Here is a 16,085-nt window from a genome sequence, read left to right on the forward strand (position 1 = left end):
ACGGGAGGGGCTTACGGGGATGGGCACTTCACGCACACGGCGCGCCGGCGCGCGCGTCACCGCAACCACTCGCGCCGCCCTGGCACTTGCCGCGGCGGGCGCGCTGACGCTGACCGCCTGTAGTGGCGACGGTGGCGACGGCGGCAAGGACAAGGGCAGCGGCAAGGGCGGCAGCGGCGGCGTCTCCGTCCAGCTCCCCAAGCTGACCGGCCAGAAGCTCCAGGTCGCGGCGGTGTGGACCGGCCCGGAGCGGGCGAGCTTCCTGAAGGTGCTGGAGGAGTTCGAGAAGCGCACCGGCGCGACCGTCGACTACATCCCCAGCGGCGACGACATGGCCGGCTTCATCGGCTCGAAGATCGCCGGCGGCGGGCAGCCGGACGTGGCGTTCCCGCCGCAGGTCGGCGTGTTGCGGGAGTTCGCCCGCAAGGGCTGGCTCAAGCCGCTCGGAGCCGCCGCCAAGGAGCAGCTCGCCAAGAACTTCTCCCCGGGCTGGCGGAAGCTGGGGGCGTACGAGGGCACCGAGTACGGCGTGTACTACAAGGCCAGCAACAAGTCGCTGATCTGGTACAACACCAAGGCGTTCGAGGACGCCGGGGTGAGCGAGCCGAAGGACTGGGCGCAGTTCCTCAAGACGGCGCAGACCATCGCCGACTCCGGGGTGGAGCCGGTCTCGGTGGGCGGCGCGGACGGCTGGACGCTGACCGACTGGTTCGAGAACGTCTACCTCTCCCAGGCCGGTCCGGAGAAGTACGACCAACTGGCCCAGCACAAGATCAAGTGGACCGACCCGTCCGTCACGAAGGCGCTGACCGCGCTGGGCCGCCTCTTCGGCACGCCGGGGCTGCTGGCCGGCGGCAACAGCGGCGCGCTGCAGACCCAGTTCCCCACCTCGGTCACCCAGACCTTCAGCGGCGACCAGCTCAAGGCCGCCATGGTCTCCTCCGCCGACTACGCCGCCACCAACATCGCGCAGACCAAGTCCGTGGTCGGCAAGGACGCCAAGGTCTTCCCGTTCCCCGCGGTGGGCTCCCGGTCGCCGGTGGTCACCGGCGGCGACGCGGCGGTGGCCCTGAAGGACACCAAGGGCGCGCAGGCCCTGCTCACCTTCCTCGCCTCCACGGACGCCGCGAAGATCTGGGCGCAGGCCGGCGGGTTCATCTCCCCCAACAAGGAGCTGGACCGGGCCGCGTACGCCAACGACACGATGCGGGAGATCGCCGCGGCGCTGATCAAGGCGGGCGACGACTTCCGCTTCGACATGTCCGACCAGGCGCCGGCCAGTTTCGGCGGCAAGCCGGGCCAGGGCGAGTGGAAGGACCTCCAGGACTTCCTGAAGAACCCCAAGGACGTCGCGGGCACCCAGAACAAGCTGGAGCGGGACGCCGCCAAGGCGTTCGGTACCTGACCCGGAGCGTCCGTACGGCGGCGGGCCGCGCCGGCCCGCCGCCGCGCAGCGCACCCACGGTGCGCACCGCCGCCGACCGCATCGACCGGGGGACACCACCATGAACGCTGCGACCGCGGGCGGGCCGGCCGGCCCGGTCCGTCCGCGTACCGGCACGCTGAGCCGGGTCAAGAGTGTGGCGGGCACCCGCCCCTGGGTCGCCGCCGTCTTCCTGCTGCCCGCCTTCGTCCTGCTCGGGGCGCTGGTCGTCTATCCCATCGGCTTCTCGGTCTACCGGAGCCTGTTCGACACGTCCGGCGACGGCTTCGTGGGCCTGGGCAACTACGTCGAACTGTTCTCGGACGAGCGGATCCGTACCGCGCTGAAGAACAACGTCATCTGGGTCGTGGTGGCCCCCACCGTCGCCACCACGCTCGGTCTGATCTTCGCGGTGCTCACCGAGCGGGTCCGCTGGGGCACCGCCTTCAAGCTGGTCGTCTTCATGCCGATGGCGATCTCGATGCTGGCCGCCGGCATCATCTTCCGGCTGGTGTACGACCAGGACCCGGAGCGCGGCGTCGCCAACGCCGTGTGGGTCGGCGTCCACGACACCTTCGCGGAGCCCGCGCCGTACCCGGGCGCCAAGCCGCGGCCCACCGCCGGGCTGACCGCGTCCGGCGGCACGTACACCACCAAGGAGCCGGTGCGCGCGGGCGACCCGGCGCACCTGCCGCTGGTGGCCGTCCAGCCCGCCGACCTGGGCGACGCCCGTCCGGCGACGGCCGCGCGCCCGGAGCCGGGCAAGGTCACCGGCACCGCCTGGCTGGACTTCACCCGCGGTGGCGGCGGCACCGCGAACATCATCGACCGCTCCGAGAAGGGGCTGCCCGGCCTGACCGTCGAGGCGGTCAAGGACGGCCGGACCGTCGCGAGCACGACCACCGGCCCGGACGGGCGGTTCACCCTGCCCGCCGTCGCGGACGGCGCCCTGCTGCGGCTGCCGGCGGCGAACTTCGCCGAGGCGTACAACGGCGTGAACTGGCTCGGCCCGGCCCTGGTCACCCCGGCCATCATCGGCGCGTACGTGTGGATGTGGGCCGGGTTCGCGATGGTGCTGATCGCGGCGGGCCTGGCCGGAATGCCGCGGGAGCTGCTGGAGGCGGCGCGGGTGGACGGCGCCAACGAGTGGCAGGTCTTCCGCCGGGTGACGGTGCCGCTGCTGGCGCCCGTCCTGATCGTCGTGCTGGTCACGCTCATGATCAACGTGCTGAAGATCTTCGACCTGGTCTACATCATCGCGCCGGGCTCCAGCCTCAAGGACGCCAACGTCCTCGCGCTCCAGCTCTTCCAGTCGTCGTTCGGCACGGATGTGGACCAGGGCATCGGCAGCGCCATCGCGGTGTTCCTGCTGCTGCTCGTCCTGCCGGTGATGTACGTCAATCTCCGGCGCCTACGGAAGGAGCGCGGGCGATGACGACCGCCGACGGTGTCGTACGGGCCAAGCAGTCGCTGCCCGCCCGGATCGCGGCCCGCACGGGCGGCGGCGTCCTGCGGGTCGTGCTGATCCTGACCGGGCTGTTCTGGCTGATGCCGACGGTCGGCCTGCTGGTGTCCTCGCTGCGCTCGCCGCAGGACATCGGCGAGACCGGCTGGTGGAAGGTGTTCGCCGAGCCCGCCCAGCTCACCTGGTCCAGCTACGGCCATCTCCTGGAGAACGCCAAGGTGATGGACTCGCTGCTGACCACCGCACTGATCACGGTCCCGGCGACGGTGCTGGTGGTCGTCATCGGGGCGCTGGCCGGATACGCGTTCGCCTGGATGGACTTCCCCGGCCGCGACGCGTGGTTCATGGTCGTGGTCGGCCTGCTGGTCGTGCCCGTGCAGGTCGCGCTCATCCCCGTCGCCGAGCTGTTCGGCGCGGTCGGGCTGTTCGAGACGACGCCCGGTGTGATCCTGTTCCACACCGCCTTCGGCCTGCCCTTCGCGGTGTTCCTGCTGCGCAACTTCTTCGCCGAGATCCCGCGCGAACTGCTGGAGGCGGCCCGGCTGGACGGCGCGAACGAACTGCGCCTGTTCACCCGGGTGGTGCTGCCGCTGGGCGGGCCCGCCATCGCCTCGCTGGGCATCTTCCAGTTCCTGTGGGTGTGGAACGACCTGCTGGTGGCGCTGATCTTCGCGGACAGCGGCAACCCGCCGATCACGGTCGCGCTCCAGCAGGAGGTACGGCAGTTCGGCAACAACATCGACGTGCTGGCGCCCGGGGCGTTCCTGTCGATGGTGGTCCCGCTGGTCGTCTTCTTCGCCTTCCAGCGGCAGTTCGTCTCCGGGGTGATGGCGGGCGCGGTGAAGTGAGCGCGCCCGGCGGGTGCCGGAGGGTACGGGAACAGGCGCGGGGCGGTACGGGAGAACAGGCGTGGGGCGGTACGGGAACGGGCGGGGCAGTACGGGAACGGGGCGCGGTGGCGTAAGGGAACGCTGTGCCGTGCGCCACTTTCCGTTCACGTTGCTGCCCCACGATGACGGGCACGCCGACGGCGGGTACGGCCGCCGCGGCGCGGGCCGCCGCGCGCCGCACGGGCCCGACCCCCTCGACCGTCTGGAGACGGACCGCACATGACTGCCCGCACCGCAGACCTCAGTGACGGACACCTCCCGCGCCCCGGGCGGCTGGCCGACGTCAAAGGCTGGTTCTTCACCGCCGACCAGTTGCTCTTCGACTGGTTCCTGGCCCGCCAGGAGGACCGGGCCGAGCCGGGCGACCTGCTCGAACTCGGCGTGTACCTGGGCAAGAGCGCCATCTTCCTCGGCGCCCGGCTGCGCCCCGGCGACCGCTTCACGGTCTGCGACCTGTTCGACTCACCCGCCGAGGACGCCTCCAACTCCAAGGAGATGGCGAAGTCCTACGCCACACTGACGCGCCGCGCCTTCGAGGCGAACTACCTGGCCTTCCACGACGAGCTGCCGGAGATCGTGCAGGGGCTCAGCTCCAGCGTGGCGCAGCATGTCGAGCCGGGGAGCTGCCGCTTCGCGCACATCGACGCCTCGCACCTGTACGAGCATGTGCACGGCGACATCGTCACGGTGCGCGACCTGCTCACGCCCCAGGGCGTCGTCGTCCTCGACGACTTCCGCGCCGAGCACTGCCCCGGGGTGGCCGCCGCCACCTGGCAGGCGGTCACCGGCCTGGCGCTGCGTCCGATCTGCATCACGCCGACCAAGTTCTACGGCACCTGGGGCGACCCCGCGCCCGTACAGGCGGCGCTGCTGGCGTGGCTGACCGGCCGCGAGGGGGTGTGGCACGAGGTGCAGGAGGTCAACGGGGCGCCGCTGATCCGGCTGAGCGCCAAGAGCGCCAAGGAACCCGCGCACCCGGTCTCCCGCCACCGTACGGAAGCCTCGCGCGACGCCGCCCCGGCTGCCGCGGCCCCCTCCGCCTCTCCCGCCTCCGGCGCGCGGACGCCCGTCCGCGTCGCCGCGTCCCGTCCGGCCGCCGCCGGGGCCCGCCGGAGTCCGGCCCGCCGTCTCGCGGTGAACGTCCTGCCGCCGTTCATCACCAAGGCCGTCGTCGCCGCCCGCCGCCGCTTGGCGGCCCGCTGAGCGCACGCTGCCCCGCCGTCACCCGACGACCGCGCCGGGCCCCGTGAGGGTGCGCCTGGCGCCGTCCTGCCGGGCCGCGGCCCGTTCGGCGGCCCGGGGCGACGGGGCGGTACGGCGTTCGCCGGGCGGCAGCAGGGGCAGCAGGTCGTCCTCGCCGAGGAGCACCCGGCGCACCACGCGCTCCGCGGCCAGCCCGTCGTCGTACTGGCAGAAGCGCTCGCGGAAGGCGGCCCGCAGCGACGCCGCCGCCGGGCCGTCCCAGCGCCCCGAGTGGAAGGCTCCGGCGATGTCCGCCTCGTCCGCCGCGAGGACGCCGGGGGTGTCGCCGGGCCGCCCGGACAGCAGGTCGACGTAGACGCCGCGGGTGAGCCGGAAGGCGTCCCAGTCGGCGGTGTGCACGACGATCGGCCGGTCGAGGTTGGCGTAGTCGAACAGGACCGAGGAGAAGTCGCACAGCAGCGCGTCGGCGGCCAGGCACAGGTCCTCGATGTGCGGGTGGCCGGAAACGTCCAGGACCGCGCCCGCCTCCTGGAGGGCGGCCGTGCCGGGGTCCGCGCCCTGGTGCGGGCCGCTGTACGGGTGCGCGCGGACCAGGAGCTGGAAGCGCGGGCCGAGCGCCGCGGCGAGACGGGCCACGTCCAGCGGCGGGACGGCGCCGTCCCGCCGGTCGCGGTGGGTGGGCGCGTACAGGACGGCGGTCGCGCCAGGCCGGACACCGAGCGCGGCGCGCACGGCGCGGACGTCGGCCGCGGTGGCGGTGGCGTACCGGTCGTTGCGGGGGAAGCCGGTGGCCAGCGTCTCGTACGAGCTGGGGTAGGCGCGTTCCCAGATCTCGCTGGAGTGCTGGTTGGCGGAGAGGCAGTAGTCCCACTGGTCGGCGTGTTCCAGGGCCCGGCCGGGGCCCGGCCCCGCCGTGGTGCCCAGGTAGCGGTGCGAGTCCAGGCCGGTGGCCTTCAGCGGGGTGCCCTGGTGGGTCTGGAGGCAGATCTGTCCCGGCCGCCCGGCCGCGCCGGGAAAGTCGCCGTCGGTGACCAGGTAGGCGGCGCGGGCCAGCAGTTCCCAGTAGCGGCGGGAGCCGACGGTGACGTGGTCCGCGCCCGCCGGGACGGCGTCCACCGCGTCCTGGTGGACGGCCCAGACGCCGTGCAACTGGGGCGCGATCTCGCGGGCCTTGCGGTCGACGGCGTACGGGTTGCCGGTCACCGCACGGTTGCCGCGGGCGCCGTAGAGCACCAGGTCGGCGTCGAGCGGGGTGTGCAGCCGCAGGCCGTAGTAGCGCCGGAAGGCCGAGCGGGCGGCGGCCTCGCCGCGGTCCCGCAGCTCCTTGGCCACCTCGCGCCGCAGCACCTGCGCGCCGTGCAGCGACCGGTAGGCGCGGTACGAGCGCAGCGCGGCCGGCAGCGGCGCGCCGTCCGGCCGGTGCGCGCGGATGCAGCGGCTCGCGGCGCGGAAGAAGGCGGCGCGGTCGGCGGGCACGACGCGGTCGGGGTCGTCGAGGATCGCCAGCAGCCGGTCGGTCATCCGGGCGTGCAGGACGCTCCGCGGCGGCAGCCGGCCGTCTCCCGCCGCGGCCTGCGCACCGGCCCCGCCCTCGGCACCGCCGCCGTCTCCGGCCCGATCTCCGTCTCCGGCCCGGCCCCCGTCCCGCTCCCCCGGCAGCAGGCCGTCGAGCCGGGCGAACAGTTCCTCGTAGCGTTCGACGGCGACGAAGTGGTGGCGCCCGGGTGTGGTGACGGCGCTGCCCCGCCGCCGCTCGCGCCAGGTGACGCACACCCGGTCCAGCGCCGCGACGCGCCCGGCGGTCAGCAGGCTCTCGTACGCGTACGGGACGTCCTCGTACGGGCCGTCGGCGAAGGCCAGGCCCCGGCCGGTCCAGTGCTCGCGGCGCACCGCCCGGTTCCACGCGGCGGGCTCCACGCCGAGCACGCCGGGGCACTGCACGGCGTCGAACACCGTGTCCCCCACCGCCTCCAGGAAGGCGCCGTCGCCGCTGGGCCGCCGCCGCTCCCAGACGTCCATCCGTTCGTGGTCCCACAGCAGGACGTCCGGCTCGCCGCACGCCCGCAGCCGTGCGTCGACGGCGGCCAGCGCGCCGGGGGCCAGCGTGTCGTCGCCGTCGAGGAAGAGCAGGTAGTCGCCGCGGGCGAGCGCGGCACCGGCGTTGCGGGACGGGCCCGCGCCGCTCGGTCGGCGCTGGTGCAGGGCGGTCAGGCGCGGGTCGCGGTGCGCGTACTCGTCGATGATCGCGCCGGTGGCGTCCGCCGAGCAGTCGTCGACGGCGATCACCTCCACGTCCCGGTGGGACTGCTCCAGTACGGAGTCCAGGCAGGCGCGCAGGAAGCCCTGGACGCCGCGGGCGGGGACGATGACGCTGAACCGGGGCATGGCCATCCCAAGGTCGGGGCTCGCGGGACCGAGAGCGCGAAGGAACGGACGCAGAGCGTAATCGCGGCGCTACGCAGTGTCGATCGCGCCTGTCACCCGTTCGGCCCAGGGCCGGTGACCCGCCGCCGCGGGGCGAGTTGAGCGGTAGCCACGGACCGCCGGCGGCGGGGTCGCGCACGGCGGACGGCGGGGGCCCGCGCCCGGCCGCGGGGCGCGGGACGGCAAGATGGCCCGGAGCAGGGGCGCGCACGCAACCGCGGGCCGGCTTGCGGCCTCGGTGCAGAGGAGCAGGCCACGGCCCTCCGGCGCCGACCACACCGACACGAAATGTAGATGTAGTGACTGTGAATGAAGCCCCAGAGCCGCGGCCGGGGCCTGCCCTCACGCCGTCCGCGCAGGTCAGCATCGTCGTCATCGCCTACAACGACGCCACGCTGGTCGGCGAGGCGGTGCGCTCCGCGCTGGCGCAGGGGGACGCGATCGCCGAGGTGATCGCGGTCGACGACGCCTCCACCGACCGCACCGGCCGGGTCCTGGACGACCTCGCGCGCGAGCACCCACGGCTGCGGGTGATCCACCGGGAGGACAACAGCGGCGGCTGCGGTACGCCCCGCAACGACGGGCTGCGGGCCGCCACCGGCCGCTTCGTGATGTTCCTGGACAGCGACGACGTGCTGCCCGCGGGCGCCGTCGACGCCCTCCTGGGGGCCGCGCTGCGCCACGACACCCCGGTGACGGCGGGCCTGTGCGTACGCCGCGAGCTGCCGGGGCCGCGCGAGGTGCCCTGGCAGCCGGACCTCTACCGCGCGCCCGCGCTGCTCGCTCCCGTCACCGCCCACCCCGAGCTGGTCGGCGACACCCTGTGCGTCAACAAGCTCTACGACCGGGCCTTCCTCCTCGACCACGGCATCCTCTTCCCCGACGGCCGCTTCACCTACGAGGACTTCGTCTTCACCTCCCGGGTGCTGGCCGCCGCCCCGCGCCTCGCGGTGGTCCCCGACGAGGTGTACGTCTGGCACGTCCGGCGCAGCGCCAAGAAGCAGTCGATCTCGCTGGACCGCAAGGACGTCGCCAACTGGGAGTCCCGCATCGAGGCGCACCGCACCAGCGTGCGGATCTTCGCCGACGCCGGGCACAAGGGCCTCGCGCACGCGGCGCGCACCAAGTTCCTCGACCACGACCTGCGGATGTACGTACGGGAGCTGCACACCCGCGGCGCGGACTACCGGCAGGAGTGGTGGCGGCTGACCCGCGCGTACCTGGCCGGGTTCGAGGAGAGCGAACTGCTCGCCGCCACCGCCCCGGCCCGCTGGCTCGCCCGGGTCCTGCTCGCCTCCGAGGCGCCGGTGGACTCCGCCCGGCTCACCCAGCTCGCGGCCCGCCCCGGACGGCTGCTGCCGCCGTACGCGCGGGACGGCGGGCGTCCCGTGTGGTCGTCCGGCCTGCCCGGGGCCGAACTGGACGGCCTGGACGCGCTGCCCGCCGACCGGCTGCCGGTGACCGTCGACGCCGAGCCCGTCCTCGGCACCCGCTCCCTGCTGCGGCTGCGCGTGCACGAGCTGTACGGGCGGGTGGCCGCCGCCGGGCCGGTCGGCATCGACGTGGAGCTGCGCCGCCGGGCGGACGGCCGCCGCGGGCCCGTGCACACCGCCGCCCTCACCCCGGATCCGTCCGGACAGGCGTGGACGGCGGAGACGGCGCTCGACCTCGGCGCCCTGGTCGTCCGCGGCGACAGCGGCTCCGGCACCCCCGTGCCGTGGGACCTGACCGCCCGGGTGCGCTGCGCGGACGGCTCCGTCCTGCACGCCGCGCTGCGGGCCACCGGCCCCGGGCTGCGGCGGCACGCGCTGCCCAGCGCCCGGCACGGCCTGCTGCTGGCGCAGCCGTACGCGACCACCGGCGGCGCGCTGGCGCTGCGGATGGCGTCCGGTATGCGTACCGCGTGGCAGATCGCGGCCCGCAAGCTGCGTCGCGGCGGCGGGCGCGCTCGTTAGTCATGTCACAGCGGCCCGGCCGGCGACGGCCGGGCCCGGCTCGGCGGAGGCCGTGCGACGGCCCCGGTCAGCGCGCCGGATCCGGCCGGCGCGACCCCCGGGACGCCGCCCGCCGGCGTCCGCACCGCACCACCCGACGAGCAACGACCCCCTTAGGATGGCGAGATGTCTTACTTGATCACGGGCGGCGCCGGCTACATCGGCGCCCACGTCGTACGGGCCATGACGCAGGCGGGCGAGCGGGTCGTGGTGCTCGACGACCTCTCCACGGGCGTGGCCGCCCGGGTCCCCGAGGGCGTGCCGATGGTGGTGGGCTCCACCCTGGACCGCGAGCTGCTGGACCGGACCATCGCCGAGCACGGCATCACCGGTGTCGTGCACCTCGCCGCGAAGAAGCAGGTCGGCGAGTCCGTCGAGCTGCCGCTGCACTACTACCGCGAGAACGTGCACGGTCTGCAGACGCTGCTGGAGGCCATGGCGGCGGGCGGCGTCGGCCAGTTCGTCTTCTCGTCCTCCGCGGCCGTCTACGGCATGCCGGACGTGGACCTGGTCACCGAGGACACCCCCTGCGCGCCGATCAACCCGTACGGCGAGACCAAGCTCGTCGGCGAGTGGATGGCGCGCGCGGCGGGCAAGGCGCACGGCATCAACACCGCGTGCCTGCGCTACTTCAACGTGGCCGGTACCGCCACCCCCGAGCTGGCCGACATGGGCGTCTTCAACATCGTCCCGATGGTCTTCGAGAAGCTCACCGAGGGCGCGTCCCCGCGGATCTTCGGAGACGACTACCCGACGCCGGACGGCACCTGCATCCGCGACTACATCCATGTCGCGGACCTCGCCGACGCCCACCTGGCCGCCGCGCGCAAGCTCGCCGAGCCCGGCCCGGTGCGCGACCTGACCCTGAACATCGGCCGTGGCGAGGGCGTCTCCGTCAAGGAGATGGTCGACCTGATCACCGAGATCACCGGTCACACCGACGCCGTCGCCGAGGTCACCCCGCGCCGTCCCGGCGACCCGGCCCGGGTCGTCGCCGCCGCCGACCGGATCGCCGATGAGCTGGGCTGGAAGGCCCGCCACGACGTGCGCGACATGATCACCTCGGCCTGGCAGGGCTGGCAGCACCACCGCGCCGGCGCCTGACCCGGGCACCTTCGTACGCCCCCGGTGCCGCCGGGGGCGTACGCCTTTTCAGGCCGTTTCCGCGGGGCCCGCCGGCCGCAGTGCGTAGCAGTCGTCCGGAATGCCGCGCTCCGGGTCGCGGAAGTACGGGTACGCGGCGTACTCCCGGCCGTCCGCACCGGCCACCGGCGGCCCCGACTCCCGCCCGGTGTCCGCGTGGACGATCGCGGTCAGCTCGTCCACCAGCCCTTCGCGCAGACAGTGCGCGCGCAGCCGCAGCCGGGGCGGGAGGGCGGCCAGCACCCGGTCGGTGAGGTAGGACTCGACCAGCGGGCGGGCGGCCTTCGCCATGGCGCGGCGCCCCTCGTCGTCCCGGGCGAGGTACGGCGCGGCGAACTGGGCGAGGATCTCGCCGTGGAAGTGGCGGACCATGAGCGTGTCCCGCTCGGGGCCCGGCGGCACCAGCTCCGCGACCTGCGCGAGCACGGTGGCGATGTAGCCGAGATGCTCGGGCCAGTCGAGGTCCTGGCGGGTGGCGTTGGAGTCGTCGTCGCGGCCCTGGAGGTAATAGCAGTCGTAGTCGCCGAGGACGGAGACGGTGTCGGCGCCGAGCAGGGCGCGGATGCCGAAGGGCAGGTCCTCGGCGAGCAGCCGTCCTTCGACGAAGCGCAGTCCGCGCTCCTGGACGTAGGAGCGGCGGAAGAGTTTGTAGGCGGCCAGCGTCCAGTAGACGGGCGAGTCCCAGGGCGTGACGCGGGGGCTGGTGGTGCGCAGGTCGACGGGGGCCGGGCGCCCGCCGGTGCCGACTATGCGCCCGTAGACGAGGTCCGAACCGTGGGTGTCGGCCAGGGCGGTGAGCCGTTCCAGGGCTTCGGTGCCGAGGTGGTCGTCGGAGTCGAGGAAGAAGAGGTACCGGCCGCGGGCGCGGTCCATGCCGACGTTGCGCGGCCGGCCGGCGCCGCCCGACGGCGGCTGGTGGATCACGGTCAGGTTCGGGTGCGTACGGGCCTGTTCGTCCAGCCAGGCGCCGCTGCCGTCGTCGGACCCGTCGTCCACGGCGATCACCTCGACGGCGTCCGGTCCGAGGCTCTGGGCGAAGACGGAGCCCAGGCACTGTGCGAGGTAGCGCCGGGTGTTGTGCACCGGTACGACGACGGAGACGGCCGGGTCGCGCGGGCCCCGGCCGTCGGGGGCGGGCGGACGGTCTGCTGCCACGGTGTGCCTCTTCCGTCATCCGGTACGGGCCGGCCCGCGGGGTGCGGGGCCGGCCCGTCCAGGGTGCCTCAGCGCTCCAGCAGGGCGAAGAGATCCTCCCAGCGCTTCAGGATGCGGTCGGTCGAGTAACGCTGGACGTTCTCCCGCGCCGCCGTGCCGAGCCGGTCGCGCAGTTCCTTGTCGGAGATCAGCGCGTCGATGTGGCGGGCCAGTTCGGTGGTGTTGCCGACCACGGCCAGCAGGCCGTCCTCGCCGTCCCGCACGATCTCGTGGACGCCGGGCGCGCAGTCGAAGGCCGCGCACGGCACGCCGCTGGCCATCGCCTCCATGAGGGAGAGCGGGAAGCCCTCCGCCCGGGAGGACTGGGCGAAGACGGACGCGCCGCGCAGCGCACCGGCCACGTCGTCGGTACGGCCCATGAACGCGACCGAGCCGTTCAGCCCGAGCGTGGCGGCCTGCTTCTTGAGGATGTCCTCGTCGTCGCCGGAACCGTAGATGCGCAGGGTCCAGTCCGGGTGATCGGGCGCGACCAGGGCCCAGGTGTCCAGGAGCAGGTCGACGCCCTTCTCGTCGGAGAGCCGGCCGATGCTGGCGACGACCTTCGCGGTGCGGTCGGAGGGCACCTCGGGCGTCACCGGCAGCGGGTTGGGCAGGAAGTCCGCGTTGTCCATGCCCTGGCGGATCCACCGGTCGGCGTCCTCGCGGGTGAGCGCGAGCAGCCGGTCCACGTCCTTGTAGTACTTCTTGACCCGCCCGAAGCGTGAGGAGTTGCGGCAGGCGTCGTAGGACTCGTGGGTCATGCCGACGACCGGCAGGCCCGCGGTGTCGGCGAGCGCCACCCACTCCATGGCCCACACCTGCGTCACGATGACCACGCCGCCCGGCCGGGCGCCGCGGAACAGCGCGCTGAGCTTGTCCGCCTGCTCCCGCATACCGGCCTGGCGGGCGGCACGGCGCCGCTGCTCGGCGATGTTCAGGCGCCCCTTGATGCCGCGGGCGGCCGGCACGGCCTTGGGCGGGTGCGCGTCGTACAGGGTCGTGGTGGCGTACGGCAGGTCGTCGCCGAGGTCGGCGCGCAGCTCCTCGGGGGCCGGTACGACGCCGATGACGTGCACCCGGTGGCCGCTCCCGGTGAAGAGCCGGGCCATCTGGTGGGACCAGGTGGTCACACCGCCCATCTCGTCGACGTTGTTGTTGACGATGAAGATGTCACGCCCGGTCATGGGCTTCCCCCTTCACGGAAGAACCGCTGTGCGCGGAGCCGGTGATGACGGTGGGGCCGGGCAGCGCGTCGCCGAGCGCCGGGCCGCTGTCCGCGGCGCGTCCCGTGTCGCCGCCGAAGAACCGGCCGACGATCTGGCGGGCCGCGTCCCCCTGGTCGTACTCGCCGAACTCGGCGGTGAAGCGGCGCCGCGCCTCCCGGTGCCCGTCGTCCGCCGCCTTGAGGCCCTCGATCGCCGCGAACAGCTCCTCGGCCGTGCCCAGCACCGGGCCCGGTGCCTTCTCCTTGAGGTCGAAGTAGGTGCCGCGCGCCTCGTTGGCGTACTCCTCGTAGTCGTACGCGAAGAACAGCATCGGCCGGTCGAGCAGGGCGTAGTCGAACATCACGGAGGAGTAGTCCGTGATCATGCCGTCGGCCAGCTGGAGCAGCGGGGTGATGTCGTGGTGCCCGGTGACGTCGATGACCTTGCCGCGTACGGAGGGCGGCAGCACCACGTTGTTCAGGTAGTGCGAACGCATCAGCAGCACGAAGCGGTCACCGAAGCGCTCGGCGAACTCGTCCACGTCAAAGGGGAGTTCGAAGCCACGGACCGAGCCGTTGGGGTTGGCGCGGAAGGTCGGCGCGTACAGCAGCACCGTCTTGTCCGCGCCGATGCCCAGCTCCTCGGCGAGCGGGCCGCGTTCGCGCACGCCGCCCGCCTCCTCGGCGCGGCGCGTCGCGACCAGCGCGTCGTTGCGCGGGTAGCCGCTGCGCAGCAGCACCTCGTCGCGCAGCCGGAAGGCGCCGGCCAGGGTCCGTACGTCGTGCTCGGAACGGACCAGGAAGTGGTCGAAGCGGTCCAGGACCTTCTGGAAGTCCGCCTTGGCGGCCCGCGTCTTGAGCTTCATGCGCGGCTCGTCGAAGCCCATGCGCTTGAGGGCGGAGCCGTGCCAGGTCTGGATGTAGGTGGTCTCCGGGCGCTTGACCAGGCGCAGCGGGAAGCCCTGGTTGTCGATCCAGAACTCGGCCTGGGCGAGGGCGCGCAGGTACTGCCAGCTCCAGCGCTTGACGAGGGTGGCGTCCTGGGGGAAGCCCTCCGGTTTCCTGCCGTCGTAGGACCACACGGCCTCGAAGTCGACGCCCTGGCGGCGCATCTCCTCGTAGATGGCGCGGGGGCTGTCGCTGTACTGCTTGCCGAGGTGGCTCTCGAAGACGACCAGGCCCTTGCGGACGGGCAGCTTGCTGAACACCTCGTGGTAGACGCGCAGCTTGGTCTCGCCGGAGTTCAGGTCGCGCTGGGCCTTGCGGGCCTTGCGCACCCCGCTCTTGGCGAGGTCGGCCGCGGGGCTGCGCAGCGCCTGCCGCAGCACCTCGTTGGCGCGGCGGGCCGCCTTGCCCCGGGCGTCCAGGACGAAGGTGAGGTGGCCGCGCTTGGAGGTGGCGGGCTCGACGCGGTCGGAGACCAGCCGGGTGAGGCGGGGGCGGACCCGCAGCGCGTGGGCGCTGTCGAGGTCGACACCGCCGACGGTCAGGCGGGTGCGGGTGGTGACGCCGTCCGCCTCCAGGATCAGCCGGACGTCCCAGACGGCGTCGATCATGCCGAGCGGGCGCAGCCGGCGGGCGAGGTCCAGTTCGGCGTCCCAGTGCAGGCCGTCCGCCGCGATGCGCAGGGAGGTCAGCGGGAAGGAGAACGCCTGGAGGCTCTTGCGGCGGGCCTTGAGTTCGAGCCGGCCGCGCAGCGGGGTGCCGGGGGCGACCTTGCCGAGCGGGTTGACGACGGTGCCGGCCAGCCGGACGGTGCCCTGCCCGTCGTCCTCGTAGGCGGTGAGCTGGTTGCGCAGGAACAGCTTGCCGACCGAGCGGGTGTGGTAGCCGGCGTCGGTGACGTCCAGGACCCGGCGGCCCTCGGGGTCGTCGAGGTGTTCGGCGCACCAGTAGATCCGGCCGTCGCGTTCGGCGAGCGGTGCGGAGAGTTTGTCGCGGTTGATCAGTGTGTCCACCGCGGGCATCAAATTCGCCCAGTCCTCCCGGGCCAGGAGGTAGGCGCAGATCGCCTGAATGCGCTGGACGCGTTCGTACGCCTCGGGGGCGATACCGGCGAGATAGCCGTTGGCCATCCGGGCGAACTCGCGGCGGTAGTCCTCGTCCAGCAGCGGAAGATCACGCAGATGCAGCACGAGGTCGTGCTTGAGGAACTTGACGTCCTTGTGGAATTTGAGGTCGTCCAGCCCCTCGCGCTCCAGCAGTTCGTCCACCCGGCGGTGGATCTCCATGCGGTGCGCGAAGTTGGCGATCTCGTGGCGCCGGTTGCTGATCGATTTGGTGGCGGCCTTCTCGAACACGTTCCAGAAGTAGACGTGGTTGGGGATCAGCGTGATCCGCCGGGCCGCCACGTACGCCTGGGCCGAGAAGAGCAGGTCCTCGTAGTGGATGCCTACGGGAAAGACGAGCCCGGCCTCCAGGAGGAATTCACGCCGGTAACACTTGTTGGTCGACAGCGTGTCGAAGACCAGCAGGTCGGGCAATTCGGAAATGGATTCGATCGTCCGGGTCCGGGAGTACAGCCAGGGATACCACTCGGTCCGCTTCTTGTTGCGGGAATCGACCTCGACCCGTACACACATGCCGGAGACCAGGTCGGCGCCGGTGCGCTCGGCCGCCTCCAGCATGTTGCGGCAGGCGTTCGGCTCCAGGACGTCGTCGCTGTCCAGGAACATCACGTACGCGCCGGTGGCGTGCTGGACGCCGTGGTTGCGGGGCGCTCCGCAGCCGCCGCTGTTCTCCGGCAGTTGCAGCGCCCGCACCCGGTCGGGGTGGGCGGCGGCGAGCTGCCGGGCCACGTCGAAGGATCTGTCCGTGCTGCAGTCGTCGACGATCAGAACTTCGACTCCGTGGAGCGTCTGGTCCAGTACGGACCGGACGGCCGTCGATAGCCGGTCGGCGTCGTTATAGACGATCACGACTACGGAGACGTCAGGCACGGGCACCCCAATCCTCTTTTCATAGCGCTGCGGGATCCCAAAGCTACCTTGGCCAGCGACCGGCCCGGCACGCCGTCGACCGGCGTACGAGCGCACGTTCGCCGCCGCACCTCACTCTTGTCAAACCGCATTATTGCGGACATTTGGCTTACCGTAGGACTCTCGACCCGGGGACGATCACCCGCATCGAGATCCGGGTCCCGACA

At 72.9% G+C, this 16,085-nt stretch carries 10 protein-coding genes; 6 read left to right on the forward strand and 4 right to left on the reverse strand.

The features are described from left to right. The first annotated feature begins 19 nt into the window (after positions 1-19). The 4 genes from AB0A97_RS06140 to AB0A97_RS06155 all read left to right on the forward strand — a co-directional run bounded on the left by AB0A97_RS06140 (position 20) and on the right by AB0A97_RS06155 (position 4,981). The gene (locus tag AB0A97_RS06140) at positions 20-1,405 is read left to right on the forward strand and encodes an ABC transporter substrate-binding protein (protein ID WP_361144993.1); all 1,386 of its coding nucleotides are present in this window, start codon (positions 20-22) and stop codon (positions 1,403-1,405) included. A gap of 100 nt (positions 1,406-1,505) precedes the next feature. Then, the gene (locus AB0A97_RS06145; protein ID WP_361144996.1) at positions 1,506-2,858 is read left to right on the forward strand and encodes a sugar ABC transporter permease; all 1,353 of its coding nucleotides are present in this window, start codon (positions 1,506-1,508) and stop codon (positions 2,856-2,858) included. Then, positions 2,855-3,736 carry a carbohydrate ABC transporter permease gene (locus tag AB0A97_RS06150; RefSeq protein WP_361144999.1) on the forward strand — a complete coding sequence of 294 codons (882 nt, stop codon included), beginning with the start codon at positions 2,855-2,857 and terminating at the stop codon, positions 3,734-3,736. The genes AB0A97_RS06145 and AB0A97_RS06150 overlap by 4 nt, the downstream gene beginning before the upstream one ends. Positions 3,737-3,997: 261 nt before the next feature. Further along, positions 3,998-4,981, forward strand: coding sequence for a class I SAM-dependent methyltransferase (locus tag AB0A97_RS06155; RefSeq protein WP_361145001.1), 984 nt, complete (start codon positions 3,998-4,000; stop codon positions 4,979-4,981). An 18-nt stretch (positions 4,982-4,999) separates the two neighbouring features. Here the strand turns inward: AB0A97_RS06155 and AB0A97_RS06160 are convergent, their stop codons facing one another. Further along, a complete protein-coding gene (locus AB0A97_RS06160; protein WP_361145003.1) occupies positions 5,000-7,366 on the reverse strand; it encodes a bifunctional glycosyltransferase family 2 protein/CDP-glycerol:glycerophosphate glycerophosphotransferase in 2,367 nt (788 codons plus the stop codon). A 344-nt stretch (positions 7,367-7,710) separates the two neighbouring features. On the opposite strand from AB0A97_RS06160, the gene AB0A97_RS06165 reads away from it, so the two are divergent. Together AB0A97_RS06165 and galE are read left to right on the forward strand one after the other, a co-directional pair. Further along, entirely contained in the window at positions 7,711-9,360 is a 1,650-nt protein-coding gene (locus AB0A97_RS06165) for a glycosyltransferase family 2 protein (protein WP_361145005.1), read from the forward strand. A gap of 165 nt (positions 9,361-9,525) precedes the next feature. Then, entirely contained in the window at positions 9,526-10,503 is a 978-nt protein-coding gene (gene galE / locus AB0A97_RS06170) for a UDP-glucose 4-epimerase GalE (RefSeq protein ID WP_361145007.1), read from the forward strand. Positions 10,504-10,551: 48 nt separating this feature from the next. Here the strand turns inward: galE and AB0A97_RS06175 are convergent, their stop codons facing one another. From AB0A97_RS06175 to AB0A97_RS06185, 3 genes are all read right to left on the reverse strand, one after another. Next, the gene (locus tag AB0A97_RS06175) at positions 10,552-11,697 is read right to left on the reverse strand and encodes a glycosyltransferase (protein ID WP_361145010.1); all 1,146 of its coding nucleotides are present in this window, start codon (positions 11,695-11,697) and stop codon (positions 10,552-10,554) included. 68 nt (positions 11,698-11,765) lie between these two features. Beyond that, the gene (locus AB0A97_RS06180) at positions 11,766-12,920 is read right to left on the reverse strand and encodes a glycosyltransferase (protein WP_361145012.1); all 1,155 of its coding nucleotides are present in this window, start codon (positions 12,918-12,920) and stop codon (positions 11,766-11,768) included. Further along, positions 12,907-15,885 carry a bifunctional glycosyltransferase family 2 protein/CDP-glycerol:glycerophosphate glycerophosphotransferase gene (locus AB0A97_RS06185; RefSeq protein WP_361145015.1) on the reverse strand — a complete coding sequence of 993 codons (2,979 nt, stop codon included), beginning with the start codon at positions 15,883-15,885 and terminating at the stop codon, positions 12,907-12,909. The genes AB0A97_RS06180 and AB0A97_RS06185 overlap by 14 nt, the downstream gene beginning before the upstream one ends. Between the last annotated feature and the right edge of the window lie 200 nt (positions 15,886-16,085).

This window comes from Streptomyces sp. NPDC045470, from assembly GCF_040646595.1.
Classification (GTDB): Bacteria; Actinomycetota; Actinomycetes; order Streptomycetales; family Streptomycetaceae; genus Streptomyces.

Excerpts from the sequence above, each read along its gene's own strand:
- AB0A97_RS06140 (WP_361144993.1), top strand. The coding sequence starts at position 20 with ATGGGCACTTCACGCACACGGCGCGCCGGCGCGCGCGTCACCGCAACC.
- AB0A97_RS06145 (WP_361144996.1), top strand. The coding sequence starts at position 1,506 with ATGAACGCTGCGACCGCGGGCGGGCCGGCCGGCCCGGTCCGTCCGCGT.
- AB0A97_RS06150 (WP_361144999.1), top strand. The coding sequence starts at position 2,855 with ATGACGACCGCCGACGGTGTCGTACGGGCCAAGCAGTCGCTGCCCGCC.
- AB0A97_RS06155 (WP_361145001.1), top strand. The coding sequence starts at position 3,998 with ATGACTGCCCGCACCGCAGACCTCAGTGACGGACACCTCCCGCGCCCC.
- AB0A97_RS06160 (WP_361145003.1), bottom strand. The coding sequence starts at position 7,366 with ATGCCCCGGTTCAGCGTCATCGTCCCCGCCCGCGGCGTCCAGGGCTTC.
- galE (WP_361145007.1), top strand. The coding sequence starts at position 9,526 with ATGTCTTACTTGATCACGGGCGGCGCCGGCTACATCGGCGCCCACGTC.
- AB0A97_RS06180 (WP_361145012.1), bottom strand. The coding sequence starts at position 12,920 with ATGACCGGGCGTGACATCTTCATCGTCAACAACAACGTCGACGAGATG.